Here is a 13,987-nt window from a genome sequence, read left to right on the forward strand (position 1 = left end):
CTGTCGCGGAAAACGATGGCGGCAAGCCCGCGCGCCGGCCGGTCATGGCCGGATCCGCCGCCCTGTGCCGGGCGGTCGGAACAACAAGGGTTACTCCAGCGTCTGGCCGGCGTAGCCCTCGATGAACAGATTGGGTTTCAGGAAAAAGCTCAGCACCAGCGCGCCCTGCGGCGCGCGCGCCACGTGGCGGTTGCCGCGCGGGCGCCACACGTAGTTGCCGGCGCTGACCTCGCCCTCGGCGTCCACGATCGCGCCTTCCAGCACATAGGTCTGCTCGACCTCGACGTGCTCGTGCAGCGGCAGCTCGGTGCCGGGCTGCCAGCGGAACAGGGCGGTCAGGAGACCGCTTTCCTTGTCCTGCATCAGCACCTTCATGTCGATGCCTTCGACCTGCGTGGGCTTCCAGGGTAGTTCATCGACTTTCAGGAAGCGCGAGGCCAGTGGCGGCAGCGCGTTGGCTGCCGGGCAGCCGGGGGTTTCGAGGGCCATGTTGTCTCCTAGCCAGAACTCGTTATGGAAGATAAACCAAAAATCTTGTTATTGAGTGTTTAAAAATAGTCGCGTATATTGAGATTTATGTCAACGCCGATTTGTCGAAGAACAGACGGCAGGCATGACCGGACACGGCAGGAATAAAGATCCGGCGAACAATGCTCATCCTCGGGCAGCAGCGTCACAGGTGTTGGGCGCCGCTCCATCGGGGCCGCGCGGAGCCGGCTTGGCCGGTCCGCTGTCGCGCCCCCTGGGGCAAGCGCGTAGCGCTTCGAGGGTGGGCTCCATACAAGGAGACATAGCTTGAAGAATGACTATCTGGACCAGGCTTTCGGGCTGGGGGGGCGCGTGGCGCTGGTGACGGGCGCGGCGCGGGGACTGGGGTACGCCATTGCCCAGGCGCTGGGCCAGGCCGGGGCGAAAGTGGTCGTCAACGACCTGTCCGCGCAGGCCTGCGACGCGGCCTGCGAACGCTTGAGGGCGGCGGGCATTCAGGCGCAGGGCGCGCCGTTCGACGTGGCCGACGGCGAGGCCGTCGCGGCCGCGCTGCGCGAGCTGGAGGCGGCCGGATGGGCGCCCGACGTGCTGGTCAGCAACGCCGGCAACCAGAACCGCAAGCCCGTGGTCGAGATGACGCCGGCCGAATGGCAGGCGCTGCAGAACGTGCACGTCAACGGCGCCTTCAACTGCGCCCGCGCGGCGCTGCCAGGCATGGTCCGGCGCGGCTTCGGCCGCATCGTGCTGATGTCGTCCGTGGCCGGGCAGGCCACCATGCCCAACATCGCCGCCTACGCGACGGCCAAGGGCGCCATCGCCGCCTTCGCGCGAGCGCTGGCCGTGGAATACGGCGGCAGCGGCATCACCTGCAACGCGCTGGCGCCAGGCTTCGTGCGCACCGACTTCACGCAGGGGCTGCAGGACAATCCGCAGTTCCAGTCCTTCCTGTCCACGGCGGTGCCGGCCGGACGCTGGGCCGAGCCGGACGATATCGCGCCGGCGGTGGTGTACCTGGCCTCGCCGGGCGCGGCCTTCGTCAACGGCCAGGTGCTGGCGATCGACGGCGGCCTGCTGGCGCGCATGTAGGGGAGGCCGCCATGAGCGAACAAAACGTGCTGTCCGCCCAGGGGCTGGTCAAGCGCTTCGGCGGCTTTCGCGCCGTCGACGGCGTGTCGCTGGCCCTGCGGGAAGGCTCCATCCATGCCTTGATCGGCCCGAACGGCGCCGGCAAGACCACCTGTTTCAACCTGCTGACCAAGTTCCTCTCGCCGGACGAGGGCGAGATCCGCTACCGGGGCCGCGACATCACGTCGCTGGCGCCCGAGCAGATCGCCCGGCTGGGCATCGTGCGCTCGTTCCAGATCTCGGCCGTGTTCCTGGGCCTGACCGTGCTGCAGAACATGCGCGTGGCGCTGATGCGCCAGCATGGCGACGGCATGCGCTTCTGGCGCAGCCGCCGCAGCGTGGACCGCTTCAACGCGCGCGCGCTGGAACTGCTGGCCGCCGTCGGGCTGGATGACCAGGCCGACACCATCGCCGCGCTGCTGCCCTATGGCCGCAAGCGCGCGCTGGAGATCGCCATGACGCTGGCGCTGGACCCGGAGATCATGCTGCTGGACGAGCCCATGGCCGGCCTGGGCCAGGAGGACGTAGCGCGCATCGCGGCGCTGATCCGGCGCGTGTCGGCCAAGCGCAGCATCCTCATGGTGGAACACAACCTGTCCGTGGTCGCGGACCTGTCCGACACCATCACCGTGCTGGCGCGCGGCGCCGTGCTGGCCCAGGGCGACTACGCCGCCGTGTCGCGCGACGAGCGCGTCATCACCGCCTACATGGGCGCGCAAGAGGAGGCGCACTGATGCTGTCCATCAACAAGCTCAACGCCTGGTACGGCGAATCGCATGTGCTGCACGGCGTGGACATCGAGGTCCGGCGCGGCGAGCTGGTCACCATCCTGGGCCGCAACGGCGCCGGCAAGACCACCACGCTGCGCGCCATCATGGGCATCCTGGACAAGCGCAGCGGCTCGATCCGCCTGAACGACCAGGAAACCATCGCCATGGCGCCGCACCGCATCCCGCGCCTGGGCGTGGTGTATTGCCCGGAAGAGCGGGCCGTGTTCCGCAGCCTGAACGTGACCGAGAACCTGATGCTGCCGCCCAGGCTGGCCGACGGCGGCATGACGCTGGACGAGATCTACGCGCTGTTCCCGAACCTGCGCGAACGCAGCGCCAGCTCGGGCGGCAACCTGTCCGGCGGCGAGCAGCAGATGCTGGCCATCGCCCGCATCCTGCGCACCGGCGCCCAGCTGATCCTGCTGGACGAGCCGACCGAGGGCCTGGCCCCGGTCATCGTGCAGCAGATCGGGCAGGCCATCCGCACGCTCAAGCAGCGCGGCTTCACCATCGTGCTGGTCGAGCAGAACTTCCGCTTCGCGACCAAGGTGGCCGACCGCCATTACGTGATGGAGCATGGCCGCGTGGTCGACCAGATGTCGGCCGACGAGGCGCGCAACGATCCGGACCGGATCGCGCGCCGCCTGGGTGTCTGAGGGGAGATTTCCGTGTTCGAAATATTTGGCGTGCCATCCACGGCACTCTTCGGCCAGCTGTTGCTCGGCCTCATCAATGGTTCCTTCTACGCCTTGCTGTCGATCGGCCTGGCGGTGATCTTCGGCTTGCTGAACATCATCAACTTCGCCCACGGCGCGCAGTACACCGCGGGCGCCTTTCTGGCCTGGATGCTGCTGAACTACGTGGGCGTGAACTACTGGGCGGCGCTGGTGCTGGTGCCGCTCATCATGGCCGTCTTCGCCGTCGTGACGGAACGGCTGCTGATCTCGCGCACCTACCGCATGGATCACCTGTACGGGCTGCTGCTGACCTTCGGCATCGCGCTGCTGATCGAAGGCGGGCTGCGGCAGGCCTATGGCGTGTCTGGCCTGCCGTACACCATCCCCAAGGCGCTGACCGGCGGCATCAACCTGGGCTTCATGTTCCTGCCCTGGTATCGCGGCTGGGCCGTGCTGGTGTCGCTGGCGCTGTGCCTGCTGGTCTGGGCGCTGATGGAAAAGACCCGCATCGGCGCGATGCTGCGCGCGGCCACCGAGAATCCGGTGGTGGTGCGCTCGTTCGGCATCAACGTGCCGCTGCTCATCACGCTGACCTATGCGCTGGGCGTGGCGCTGGCCTCGGTGGCCGGCGTGATCGCGGCGCCCATCTACCAGGTCAGTCCGATGATGGGCTCGAACCTGGTGGTGGTCGTGTTCGCGGTGGTGGTGATCGGCGGCATGGGCTCCATCATGGGCGCCATCGTCAGCGGCTTCGGCCTGGGCGTGATCGAGGGGCTGACCAAGGTGTTCTACCCCGAGGCCGCCAACCTGGCGATCTTCATCATCATGGTGCTGGTGCTGCTGTGCAAGCCGGCGGGCCTGTTCGGCAAGCCCTTGCAGGTGCAGAACGTGCTGGCCGCCGAGGCCACGCGCGAACCGGTGCAGCTGGGCCGGCGCGCCATGCGCCTGGCCATGGCGGCGCTGGCGGTGCTGGCGCTGGCCGCGCCCTGGTTCGTCTATCCCACGTTCCTGATGAAGGTGCTGTGCTTCGCGCTGTTCGCGGCGGCGTTCAATCTGCTGGTGGGCTATGTGGGGCTGCTGTCCTTTGGCCACGCGGCCTTCTTCGGCGCGGCGGCCTACGCCACCGGCATCGTCATGAAGCTGCTGGGCGCCACGCCCGAGCTGGGGCTGCTGGCGGGGGCGCTGACCGGCGGGCTGCTGGGGCTGGCCTTCGGCGCCATCGCCATCCGCCGGCAAGGCATCTACTTCGCCATGATCACGCTGGCCCTGTCGCAGCTGGTGTACTTCATCGCCGTGCAGGCCGGCTTCACCGGCGGCGAGGACGGCCTGCAAAGCGTGCCGCGCGGCAAGCTGTTCGGGATCTGGGACCTGGACGGCGTCATGCCCATGTACTACTTCACGCTGGCCGTGTTCGCGCTGGGCTACGCCTTCGTGCTGCGGGTGCTGAACTCGCCCTTTGGCGAGGTCATACGCTCGGTGCGCGACAACGAGCAGCGCGCGCGCTCGCTGGGCTATTCCACGTCGCGCTACAAGCTGCTGGCCTTCACCTTGTCCGCCTCGCTGGCCGGGCTGGCCGGCGGCCTGAAGGTGCTGGTGTTCGGCGTGGCCTCGCTGACCGATGTGCACTGGCACGCCAACGGCGAAGTGGTGCTGATGGCGCTGCTGGGCGGCATCGGCACCGTCTTCGGCCCGCTGGCCGGCGCCTTCACCTTCGTGTCCCTGCAGAACTACCTGGCGCCGCTGGGGTCCTGGGTGCTGATCGTGCAGGGCGCCATCTTCGTGCTGTGCGTGCTGCTGTTGCGCGACGGCATCATGGGCCTGGTCTCGCGCCTGTGGCTGGCCGCAACCCGATCCAGAAAGGAGTCCTGATGTTTCTTCATGTCGTCATGCTGAGCCTGTCCGCCGACGCGGACGCGCGCTTCCACGAACGGGTGCAGGGCTATTGCCGCCGCGTCCTGGCCGAATGCGATGGCGTCGCGGCCTATGCCTTCCGCGCCAACGAGGCCTCGCGCGCCGACGGGCTGACGCATGCGGTGGTCGCCGCGTTTCCCGACAGCGCGGCGCACGACCGCTACCAGGTCTCGCCCGCGCACCAGGAAATGAAGGCCTACATGGCCGGTTTCATCGATCGGCTGGTGGTGTTCGATGGGGATATCCCTGGGTTCAAGCCGCCCGCATGAGCGCTTCCGCCATGGCCGGAAAGGGATAAACTTCCGGATGTTTCGCGCGCCGCCCCGCTGTAGCCCAAGAGCGGGGCGGCGGCCATTTCCTCAGGTTCCGTCACCCGCGCGCCGATACCCGGCCGCGCGCTCGTCATAGGTTGAGTCAGCATGGACTACGTATTGCCTCCTTCCCCGCAGACCTCGGTTCCCGTCGTCGGCAGCAACGCGCGCTTTCCGGTGCGCCGTGTCTATTGCGTCGGCCGCAACTACGCCGAGCACGCCAAGGAAATGGGCTTCACCGGCCGCGAAGACCCGTTCTTTTTCTGCAAGCCCGCTGACGCCGTGCTGAACGTGGCTGACGGCGAAACCGGCAAGATGCCTTACCCGCCCAAGACCTCCAACCTGCATTACGAGATGGAGCTTGTCGTGGTGCTGGGCAAGGGCGGCCGCGATATCCCGGTCGAGCAGGCCAACGACTGCGTCTGGGGCTATGCGCTGGGCCTGGACATGACGCGCCGTGACCTGCAGGGCGAAATGAAGAAGCAGGGCCGTCCCTGGGAAGTGGGCAAGGCCTTCGACCAGTCCGCGCCGCTGGGTCCGATCCATCCGCGCAGCGCCGTGGGCACGCTGGACAAGGGCGCCATCTGGCTGGACGTGAACGGCCAGCGCAAGCAATCCAGCGACATCTCGCAGATGATCTGGAACGTGCCGGAAAGCATTGCCTACCTGTCGGGCCTGTTCGAGCTGCAGCCGGGCGACATCATCTTCACCGGCACGCCCGAGGGCGTGGGCGCCGTCGTGAAGGGCGATGTCATCACGGGCGGCATCGAGGGCCTGGGCGAACTGCGCGTGCAGATCGTTTAAGCTGGGCGCCGTTTCCCTTTTATTTGATCAGGAGTTCCAGCATGCGCGGGAAGATCGTGTTGACCGCCTTCGTGGTGTTCGGTTTCGTGCTCGCCGGGTGCAACACCATGGCGGGCATGGGCAAGGACGTGTCGCGGGCCGGCAGCGCCATCACCAACGCCGCCGAGAAGTAAGCCGGCGGCCGCCGCGCCCGTTCTCCGGGACGCGGCCCCAAAGAAAAAGCCCCTTGATCGCTCAAGGGGCTTTTTTGTTGCCAGGCGGAACGCGAGGTCAGAGCACGTCGCCCGCGTAGTCCGCCAGCCGCGAGCGCTCGCCGCGCTGCAGCGTGACGTGGCCCGCGTGCGGCCAGCCCTTGAAGCGGTCGACCACGAAGGTCAGGCCCGAGCTGCCCTCGGTGAGGTAGGGCGTGTCGATCTGGGCGATGTTGCCCAGGCAGATCACCTTGGTGCCGGGGCCGGCGCGCGTGACCAGCGTCTTCATCTGCTTGGGCGTCAGGTTCTGCGCCTCGTCGATGATGAGGTACTTGTTGAGGAAGGTGCGGCCGCGCATGAAGTTCAGCGACTTGACCTTGATGCGCGAGCGGATCAGGTCCATGGTGGCGGCCCGCCCCCAATCGCCGTTGCCTTCGCCTTCGCCCATGTTCAGCACGTCCAGGTTGTCTTCCAGGGCGCCCATCCAGGGCAGCATCTTTTCCTCTTCGGTGCCCGGCAGGAAGCCGATGTCCTCGCCCACCGGCACCGTGACGCGGGTCATGATGATCTCGGTGTAGCGCTTGGTCTCCAGCACCTGGGTGATGCCGGCGGCCAGCGCCAGCAGCGTCTTGCCCGTGCCCGCCTGGCCCAGCAGCGACACGAAGTCGCATTCCGGGTTCATCAGCAGGTTCATGGCGAAGTTCTGCTCGCGGTTGCGCGCGGTGATGCCCCAGACATTGTTCTTGCCGTGGGTGTAGTCGCGCAGCGTGGCCAGCACCGCCGTCTTGCCGCTGACCTCGCGCACCTGCGCGTACAGCGGCATCTGGCCTTCGAAGTAGACGAACTGGTTGACCACGAACTGCGCGCACAGCGGGCCGTTGATGCGGTAGAACGTGGTGCCGCCCTGTTGCCAGGATTCGACGTTCTTGCCGTGCTTGTTCCAGAAGTCTTCGGGCAGCTGCATCACGCCCGAGTACATCAGGTCCGAGTCTTCCAGGACGTGGTCGTTGTAGTAGTCCTCGGCCGCCATGCCCAGCGCGCGGGCCTTCAGGCGCATGTTGATGTCTTTCGACACCAGCACGACCTCGCGCTGCGGGTACTTTTCCTGCAGCGCCCGCACCACGCCCAGGATCTGGTTGTCGGCCTTGCCCATGGGCAGGTCCGAGGGCAGGGTGCTGTGGATGGCCGTGGTCTGGAACATCAGGCGGCCGGTGGCGTCCTTGTTGCCCAGCGCCGACAGCTCCAGCCCGTCGTCCAGCTGCTTGGCGTCCTGCACCAGCGCGTCCAGCGAGCGGCTGACCTGGCGCGCGTTGCGCGCCACTTCGGGCATGCCCTTCTTTTGGTGGTCCAGCTCTTCCAGCGTCATCATCGGCAGGAAGATGTCGTGCTCTTCGAAGCGGAACAGCGAGCTGGGATCGTGCAGCAGCACGTTGGTGTCCAGCACGAACAGCTTGCTCGGCGCGTTCTGCGCGCGCGGCTTGGCGCGCTTGGCCGGCGCCGGGGCGGCCTTGACGGGGCGCTCGGCGCGGGCGGCCGGCGCCGCGGGGGCGGGCGGCGGCACCTGGCGGGCGGGCGCGGGAATCTGGGACTTGCCGCGGGCGGCCGGGGCGGCCATGCCGTCCAGCTCGGGCTGGACCAGCAGGTCGTCGTCGTCCTCGGCAAGGGCGGCTTGCGTGTTGGACCGCGCAGCGGCGGTCTTGGGGCTGCGGGCCTGCGCCCGGGCGTTCTCGCCCGAGGGGAAGGTCAGGATAGCTGCGGGGCGGGTAGGCAACTTCGGAAGCGGCATATGAGTCACTCTCCAGTGTGGGCCGGCTGGCTATGGCGCCTGACGGGTCTTGCTCGCACGGCTAACCGATGCTTTTGGCGGCTTGCAGGACTTCCTTGGCGTGGCCCGGGACCTTCACCCCGCGCCACTCCTGCACCAGCACGCCATAGGCGTCGATCAGAAAGGTGCTGCGCTCGATGCCGCGCACCTGCTTGCCGTACATGTTCTTCTGCTTGATGACGCCGTACAGGTTGCAGACGGTTTCGTCGGCGTCGGAGATCAACGGGAAAGGAAGCTCGTACTTGGCCTTGAAATTCTCGTGCGACTTCAGCGAGTCGCGCGAGATGCCGACCACGACCGCGCTGGCCGACAGGAACTCGGCGTGCAGGTCGCGGAAATCCTGGCTCTCGGTGGTGCAGCCAGGGGTGTTGTCCTTGGGGTAGAAATACAGGACCACGGCGCGGCCCTGGCATTGCTCCAGGCTGATCGGGCCGATGGTGCTCTCGGCAGTGAACAGCGGGGCGGGTTTGCCTATGCTCGGCGTCATTCGGGGGAATCTCCGTTCGGGGGGATGAGGGCGACGACCACGCGCCGGCCCTCCGCCATCAGGATGTTGTAGGTGCGCGAGGCCGCGTGGGTGTCCATCACTTCCACGCCGACGCCGATGGCCAACAGGGGACGCAAGACCTCGGGACGCAGGAAACGCTGGCGCGCGCCCGTGCCCACCAGCAGCACCTCGGGCGCGTTGGCCGGGCGGCCGGGGGCGGCTTCGGGTTCGTCCAGGAAGGCCAGCGGGTCGCGCACGGGCTCGACCATTCCGGCGGCCTGGTGCAGCAGGGCTGAGGTGATGTCGGCCGGCGACTGCACGGGCCAGGTGGTGACTTCGCCTTCGGGTCCGAAAGCGACCGAGGAGGAAAAACGTACCTGGTTGACCTCGATGTAGCCATCACCGTAAGCGGTGACGGTATTCAGGGCGGCCGTCGCAGGATCGGTATGCAGCTTCAATAAAAACTCCGGCTTGGTGTACCCGATGATAGCGCATCGGAATGACTGCATGTTGCAGGGTATCCACGGTCGCCGGACCGGATCGGGATGGGTCGGCCGGGGCCGGCGGTTCCCTGGGAAAAACGGGGGAGCAGGCCCCGTTTTTGCGCCATTTGCCGCCTGGGCGCGCTTGCGCTAGATTACAGGGTTTTGCTGCGCTGCAATCGTGTCCGCGCGCGGCCTGCGGTCCCGTTTTCACCCAAGCGCATCCGCGCCCTGGATTTTTTCGCCCCCTCGCCCCCTAAGGATTCCCATCATGAGGAAGTTCTCCCGCATTGAGCGCCTGCCCCCGTACGTTTTCAACATTACCGGCGAGCTCAAGATGGCGGCCCGGCGGCGCGGCGAAGACATCATCGACATGTCCATGGGCAATCCGGACGGCGCGACCCCCAAGCACATCGTCGACAAGCTGGTGGAAGCGTCCACCCGCCCGACCACGCACGGCTACTCGGTGTCCAAGGGCATCCCGCGCCTGCGCAAGGCCATCTGTGACTGGTACCAGCGCCGCTACGCGGTGGAGCTGGATCCGGATTCCGAGGCCATCGTCACCATCGGCTCCAAGGAAGGCCTGGCCCACCTGATGCTGGCCACGCTGGACCGCGGCGACACCGTGCTGGTGCCCAATCCCAGCTACCCCATCCACATCTACGGCGCGGTCATCGCCGGCGCCAACATCCGTTCGGTGCGCATGACGCCGGGCGTGGATTTCTTCGAGGAACTGGAGCGCGCCGTGCGCGAGTCCATTCCCAAGCCCAAGATGATGGTGCTGGGCTTTCCCAGCAACCCCACCGCGCAGTGCGTGGACCTGTCGTTCTTCGAGCGCGTGGTGGCGCTGGCCAAGGAACACGACATCCTGGTCGTGCATGACCTGGCCTACGCCGACATCACCTTCGACGGCTACGTGGCGCCGTCCATCATGCAGGTGCCCGGCGCGCGCGATGTCGCCGTCGAGTTCTTCACGATGAGCAAGAGCTACAACATGGCGGGCTGGCGCATTGGCTACATGGTCGGCAACCGCGAGCTGGTCGGCGCGCTGGCGCGCATCAAGAGCTATCACGACTACGGCACGTTCACGCCGATCCAGGTGGCGTCCATCGCCGCGCTGGACGGCCCGCAGGACTGCGTCAACGAGATCGTGGCCCAATACCAAAGCCGCCGCGACGTGCTCGTGCGCGGTCTGCATGAAGCAGGTTGGAATGTGGAGATTCCCAAGGCGTCCATGTACATCTGGGCGCAGATCCCCGAACCCTACAGGGCGATGGGCTCTTTGGAATTCTCCAAGCGTGTCCTGTCGGATGCGAAGGTGGCCGTTTCCCCCGGGATCGGCTTCGGCGAGTACGGCGACGAATACGTGCGCTTCGCTCTTATCGAAAACGAGCAGCGCACCCGCCAGGCGGTGCGCGGCATCAAGGACATGTTCCGTAAAGACGGACTGCTGAAGTAGGGCCCCCCCGAAGCGCTGCGCGCTTTCCCCCAGGGGCATGCCTGCGGACCGGCAAAGCCGGCTCCGCGGCATCCCGATCTTGGAGGGACGGCTGCTGCCAGTCGCGACGTGGGTCTTGGTCTGCTGAGCATATTGGAGAAATACAATGAATTCCCCTCAACGCCCGCCCGCCGAAGGCGCCGCGATGAATCCCATGAGAGTCGGCCTGCTGGGCCTGGGCGTGGTCGGTGGCGGCACCTGGACGGTGCTGTCGCGCAACGCCGAGGAAATCGCGCGCCGCGCCGGCCGCCGCATTGAAGTGACCCGCGCCGCCGTGCGCGACGTGGCCAAGGCGCGCTCGCGCGTGGGCGATACGCTGCCGGTGGATACCGATGTGCACGCGCTGGTGCGCGACCCGGCCATCGACATCGTGGTCGAGCTGATCGGCGGCGACACGCTGGCCCGCGAGCTGGTGCTCGAGGCCATCGCCAATGGCAAGCACGTGGTCACCGCCAACAAGGCGCTGCTGGCCAAGCATGGCAACGAGATCTTCGCCGCCGCGCACGAGCGCGGCGTGATGGTGGCCTTCGAGGCCGCCGTGGCTGGCGGCATCCCCATCATCAAGGCCATCCGCGAAGGCCTGACCGCCAACCGCATCCAGTGGGTCGCCGGCATCATCAACGGCACCACCAATTTCATCCTGTCCGAGATGCGCACGCGCGGCCTGCCTTTCGCCGACGTGCTGGCCGAGGCGCAGCGCCTGGGCTACGCCGAAGCCGACCCGACCTTCGATGTCGAGGGCGTGGACGCGGCGCACAAGCTGACCCTGCTGGCCTCGCTGGCCTTCGGCGTGCCGGTGCAGTTCGACCGCGCCTACATCGAAGGCATCTCGCAGCTGGCCGCCGAGGACATCGAGCTGGCCGAGCGCCTGGGCTACCGCATCAAGCTGCTGGGCATCACCAAGCGCCGCGCCGAGGGCATCGAGCTGCGCGTGCATCCCGCGCTGGTGCCGGCCGAGCGCCTGCTGGCCAATGTCGAGGGCGCGATGAACGCCGTGCTGGTCAAGGGCGACGCCGTGGGCCCGACGCTGTACTACGGCCAGGGCGCGGGCGAAGAGCCCACCGCCTCGGCCGTGGTGGCCGACCTGGTCGACGTGACCCGCCTGCATACGGCCGACCCGGGCAACCGCGTGCCGCACCTGGCCTTCCAACCCGACGCCATGTCCGACACGCCGATCCTGCCGATCGAGCAGGTCAGCACCTCGTACTACCTGCGCCTGCGCGTGGACGACCAGCCGGGCGTGCTGGCCGACATCGCGCGCCTGCTGGCCGACCGTTCGATCTCGATCGGTTCGATGATCCAGCAGCCGTCCAGCATCGGCGGCGCCGACATCATCTTCCTGACGCACGAGGCGCTGGAAGGCAATGTCAACCAGGCCATCGAACGCATCGAGTCGCTGCCATTCGTGCGCTCGAAGGTGACGCGCCTGCGCGTGGAGCACCTGATATGAAATATATCTCCACACGTGGCGGCATGGCCGCGCTGGAATTCTCGGACATCCTGCTCGAAGGCCTGGCGCCGGACGGCGGGCTGGCCGTGCCCGAGCAACTGCCGCAGGTGTCGGCGCAGACGCTGGAGTCCTGGCGCGGCCTGTCGTACGCCGACCTGGCGTTCGAGGTGCTGTCGCTGTTCGCGACCGACATCCCCGTCGAGGACCTGCGCCGCCTGACGCGCGCGGCCTACAACACGCAGGTGTTCAGCAGCGAGGACATCGTGCCGCTGCGCCCGCTGGCCGGCGGCCTGTCGCTGCTGGGCCTGTCGGAAGGCCCGACGCTGGCGTTCAAGGACATGGCCATGCAGTTCCTGGGCCAGGTCTTCGAATACGTGCTGGGCAAGCGCGGCGCCACGCTGAACATCCTGGGCGCCACCTCCGGCGATACCGGTTCGGCGGCCGAGTACGCGCTGCGCGGCAAGCGCGGCGTGTCGGTGTTCATGCTGTCGCCGCACGGCCGCATGAGCGCCTTCCAGCGCGCGCAGATGTATTCGCTGCAGGACGAGAACATCCACAACATCGCCGTGCGCGGCGTGTTCGACCAGGCCCAGGACATCGTCAAGGCCCTGGCCGGCGACCTGGACTTCAAGACCCGCTACCGCCTGGGCGCCGTGAACTCCATCAACTGGGCGCGCATCGCCGCCCAGGTGGTGTACTACTTCCACGGCTGGCTGCGCGCCACGTCCAAGGCCGGCGACCAGGTCTCGTTCGCGGTGCCCTCGGGCAATTTCGGCAACATCCTGTCGGGCCACATCGCCCGCAGCATGGGGCTGCCGGTGCGCCGCCTGGTGCTGGCCACGAACGAGAACAACGTGCTGGAAGAGTTCTTCCGCACCGGCGTCTACCGTCCGCGTCCGGCCGAGCAGACCTACGCCACGTCCAGCCCGTCCATGGACATCTCGCGCGCGTCCAACTTCGAGCGCTTCGTGTTCGATCTGGTGGGCCGCGACCCGGCCCGCGTGCAGGCGCTGTGGGCCGGCCTGGCGCGCGACGGCTCGTTCGACCTGTCGGCGCTCAAGCCCGAGTTCGAATCGCGCTACGGCTTCGTGTCGGGCGCCAGCACCCACGCCGACCGCCTGGCCACCATCCGCTCGGTGTACGACGAGTCCGGCGTGCTGGTCGATCCGCACACCGCCGACGGCGTCAAGGTCGCGCGCGAGTTCGTCGAGCCGGGCGTGCCGATGCTGGTGCTGGAAACCGCCTTGCCGGCCAAGTTCTCCGAGACCATCGAGGAAGCGCTGGGCCGTCCGGCCCCGCCGCCGGGCAATCTGGCGGACCTGGAATCGCTGCCGCAGCGCGTCGAGGTCATGGACTGCGACGCGGCCGCCGTGCGGCGCTACCTCGAGGCCCACGCCAAGATGTGATGCCCGATGCTGCCGGTCCTGTAATGGCTGCTTGCGGCATGTAAGTCCTTGAAAACCCCTCCCGGGCGCGTCCCGCGAGGGGTTTTTTCTGGCGTTTCCCCTGGGGAAATGCAAGGAAACGCGGTAGTCCCGGGGCGTCGAACGGGTATTACGTTCGTATGCATTTTCGCCACATCCCGTCACCGGCGGAGCGCGTTCGGGACGTTAGAGTGAATGTTCTAGCCATTCTCGGAGAACACGCTCATGAAGATCAAGAACATGGCCCTGGCTCTGGCGATGACCGGATTCGCGGTGTTGGCCGGCTGCTCCTCGCCTTCGGTGATCAACCAGCGAGACGGCAGCTCGACCGTGACGTCCGACAAGCCCGAATACGACAAGAAGACGGGCACCTACGAGTATGAGAAGGACGGCCGCAAGGTGCAGATCAACAAGGACGACGTGAAGTCGATCGAGGAAGTGAAGTAGGCATGGACGCCGTTCGCGCCTCGATGGCCTGGCCTTGACCGGCCCGTCTCGATGACGCAGCCCCAATGACAAAGCCCCGGCCAGGCCGGGGCTTTG

The 13,987-nt window shown here is 67.2% G+C and carries 15 protein-coding genes; 11 read left to right on the forward strand and 4 right to left on the reverse strand.

Features of this window, described 5'->3' with window-relative positions; translation table 11 throughout:
- Nucleotides 1–90: 90 nt before the first annotated feature.
- Nucleotides 91–489, reverse strand: coding sequence for a cupin domain-containing protein (locus tag AC6LJ9_RS02495; protein ID WP_212319047.1), 399 nt, complete (start codon nt 487–489; stop codon nt 91–93).
- Between the two features lie 306 nt (nt 490–795).
- Here AC6LJ9_RS02495 and AC6LJ9_RS02500 point away from each other — a divergent pair, with 306 nt between their 5' ends.
- From AC6LJ9_RS02500 to AC6LJ9_RS02530, 7 genes are all read left to right on the forward strand, one after another.
- On the forward strand, nt 796–1,575 hold the full coding sequence (locus AC6LJ9_RS02500) for an SDR family NAD(P)-dependent oxidoreductase (protein ID WP_212319049.1): 780 nt from the start codon (nt 796–798) through the stop codon (nt 1,573–1,575).
- A gap of 11 nt (nt 1,576–1,586) precedes the next feature.
- Entirely contained in the window at nt 1,587–2,348 is a 762-nt protein-coding gene (locus AC6LJ9_RS02505) for an ABC transporter ATP-binding protein (protein ID WP_498141808.1), read from the forward strand.
- Complete coding sequence (locus AC6LJ9_RS02510) at nt 2,348–3,040, forward strand: ABC transporter ATP-binding protein (protein WP_212319053.1); 693 nt, start codon at nt 2,348–2,350, stop codon at nt 3,038–3,040. Before AC6LJ9_RS02505 ends, AC6LJ9_RS02510 begins: the two co-directional genes overlap by 1 nt.
- A 12-nt stretch (nt 3,041–3,052) precedes the next feature.
- Nucleotides 3,053–4,930 (forward strand): ABC transporter permease, encoded by a 1,878-nt coding sequence (locus AC6LJ9_RS02515; RefSeq protein WP_498146319.1) that lies wholly within the window; start codon nt 3,053–3,055, stop codon nt 4,928–4,930.
- Complete coding sequence (locus AC6LJ9_RS02520) at nt 4,930–5,241, forward strand: Dabb family protein (RefSeq protein WP_498146320.1); 312 nt, start codon at nt 4,930–4,932, stop codon at nt 5,239–5,241. The genes AC6LJ9_RS02515 and AC6LJ9_RS02520 overlap by 1 nt, the downstream gene beginning before the upstream one ends.
- A 150-nt stretch (nt 5,242–5,391) precedes the next feature.
- Nucleotides 5,392–6,087: a fumarylacetoacetate hydrolase family protein gene (locus AC6LJ9_RS02525; protein WP_498146321.1), complete on the forward strand. Its 696-nt coding sequence runs from the start codon at nt 5,392–5,394 to the stop codon at nt 6,085–6,087.
- A 41-nt stretch (nt 6,088–6,128) separates the two neighbouring features.
- Nucleotides 6,129–6,260, forward strand: coding sequence for an entericidin A/B family lipoprotein (locus tag AC6LJ9_RS02530; protein WP_212319062.1), 132 nt, complete (start codon nt 6,129–6,131; stop codon nt 6,258–6,260).
- 97 nt (nt 6,261–6,357) lie between these two features.
- Here the strand turns inward: AC6LJ9_RS02530 and AC6LJ9_RS02535 are convergent, their stop codons facing one another.
- The 3 genes from AC6LJ9_RS02535 to AC6LJ9_RS02545 form a co-directional block, all read right to left on the reverse strand.
- Complete coding sequence (locus AC6LJ9_RS02535) at nt 6,358–8,064, reverse strand: PhoH family protein (protein ID WP_498146322.1); 1,707 nt, start codon at nt 8,062–8,064, stop codon at nt 6,358–6,360.
- Between the two features lie 61 nt (nt 8,065–8,125).
- Complete coding sequence (locus tag AC6LJ9_RS02540) at nt 8,126–8,590, reverse strand: peroxiredoxin (RefSeq protein ID WP_103273485.1); 465 nt, start codon at nt 8,588–8,590, stop codon at nt 8,126–8,128.
- Complete coding sequence (locus tag AC6LJ9_RS02545) at nt 8,587–9,048, reverse strand: Mth938-like domain-containing protein (protein ID WP_103273486.1); 462 nt, start codon at nt 9,046–9,048, stop codon at nt 8,587–8,589. Before AC6LJ9_RS02545 ends, AC6LJ9_RS02540 begins: the two co-directional genes overlap by 4 nt.
- Before the next feature lie 295 nt (nt 9,049–9,343).
- On the opposite strand from AC6LJ9_RS02545, the gene alaC reads away from it, so the two are divergent.
- The 4 genes from alaC to AC6LJ9_RS02565 all read left to right on the forward strand — a co-directional run bounded on the left by alaC (nt 9,344) and on the right by AC6LJ9_RS02565 (nt 13,891).
- Entirely contained in the window at nt 9,344–10,531 is a 1,188-nt protein-coding gene (alaC, locus tag AC6LJ9_RS02550) for an alanine transaminase (protein WP_212318115.1), read from the forward strand.
- A 184-nt stretch (nt 10,532–10,715) separates the two neighbouring features.
- Nucleotides 10,716–12,020 (forward strand): homoserine dehydrogenase, encoded by a 1,305-nt coding sequence (locus AC6LJ9_RS02555; protein ID WP_498146328.1) that lies wholly within the window; start codon nt 10,716–10,718, stop codon nt 12,018–12,020.
- Nucleotides 12,017–13,426 carry a threonine synthase gene (thrC, locus tag AC6LJ9_RS02560; RefSeq protein ID WP_498146323.1) on the forward strand — a complete coding sequence of 470 codons (1,410 nt, stop codon included), beginning with the start codon at nt 12,017–12,019 and terminating at the stop codon, nt 13,424–13,426. The genes AC6LJ9_RS02555 and thrC overlap by 4 nt, the downstream gene beginning before the upstream one ends.
- Nucleotides 13,427–13,669: 243 nt before the next feature.
- On the forward strand, nt 13,670–13,891 hold the full coding sequence (locus tag AC6LJ9_RS02565) for a YgdI/YgdR family lipoprotein (protein WP_212318111.1): 222 nt from the start codon (nt 13,670–13,672) through the stop codon (nt 13,889–13,891).
- The last annotated feature ends 96 nt before the right edge of the window (nt 13,892–13,987 follow it).

The organism is Achromobacter sp. 1011811831 (assembly GCF_059760905.1).

Bases quoted from the DNA above. Each gene is read 5' to 3' on its own strand.
- AC6LJ9_RS02495 (WP_212319047.1), bottom strand. From the start codon at position 489: ATGGCCCTCGAAACCCCCGGCTGCCCGGCAGCCAACGCGCTGCCGCCA.
- AC6LJ9_RS02505 (WP_498141808.1), top strand. From the start codon at position 1,587: ATGAGCGAACAAAACGTGCTGTCCGCCCAGGGGCTGGTCAAGCGCTTC.
- AC6LJ9_RS02510 (WP_212319053.1), top strand. From the start codon at position 2,348: ATGCTGTCCATCAACAAGCTCAACGCCTGGTACGGCGAATCGCATGTG.
- AC6LJ9_RS02520 (WP_498146320.1), top strand. From the start codon at position 4,930: ATGTTTCTTCATGTCGTCATGCTGAGCCTGTCCGCCGACGCGGACGCG.
- AC6LJ9_RS02525 (WP_498146321.1), top strand. From the start codon at position 5,392: ATGGACTACGTATTGCCTCCTTCCCCGCAGACCTCGGTTCCCGTCGTC.
- AC6LJ9_RS02530 (WP_212319062.1), top strand. From the start codon at position 6,129: ATGCGCGGGAAGATCGTGTTGACCGCCTTCGTGGTGTTCGGTTTCGTG.
- AC6LJ9_RS02535 (WP_498146322.1), bottom strand. From the start codon at position 8,064: ATGCCGCTTCCGAAGTTGCCTACCCGCCCCGCAGCTATCCTGACCTTC.
- AC6LJ9_RS02540 (WP_103273485.1), bottom strand. From the start codon at position 8,590: ATGACGCCGAGCATAGGCAAACCCGCCCCGCTGTTCACTGCCGAGAGC.
- alaC (WP_212318115.1), top strand. From the start codon at position 9,344: ATGAGGAAGTTCTCCCGCATTGAGCGCCTGCCCCCGTACGTTTTCAAC.
- AC6LJ9_RS02555 (WP_498146328.1), top strand. From the start codon at position 10,716: ATGAATCCCATGAGAGTCGGCCTGCTGGGCCTGGGCGTGGTCGGTGGC.
- thrC (WP_498146323.1), top strand. From the start codon at position 12,017: ATGAAATATATCTCCACACGTGGCGGCATGGCCGCGCTGGAATTCTCG.
- AC6LJ9_RS02565 (WP_212318111.1), top strand. From the start codon at position 13,670: ATGAAGATCAAGAACATGGCCCTGGCTCTGGCGATGACCGGATTCGCG.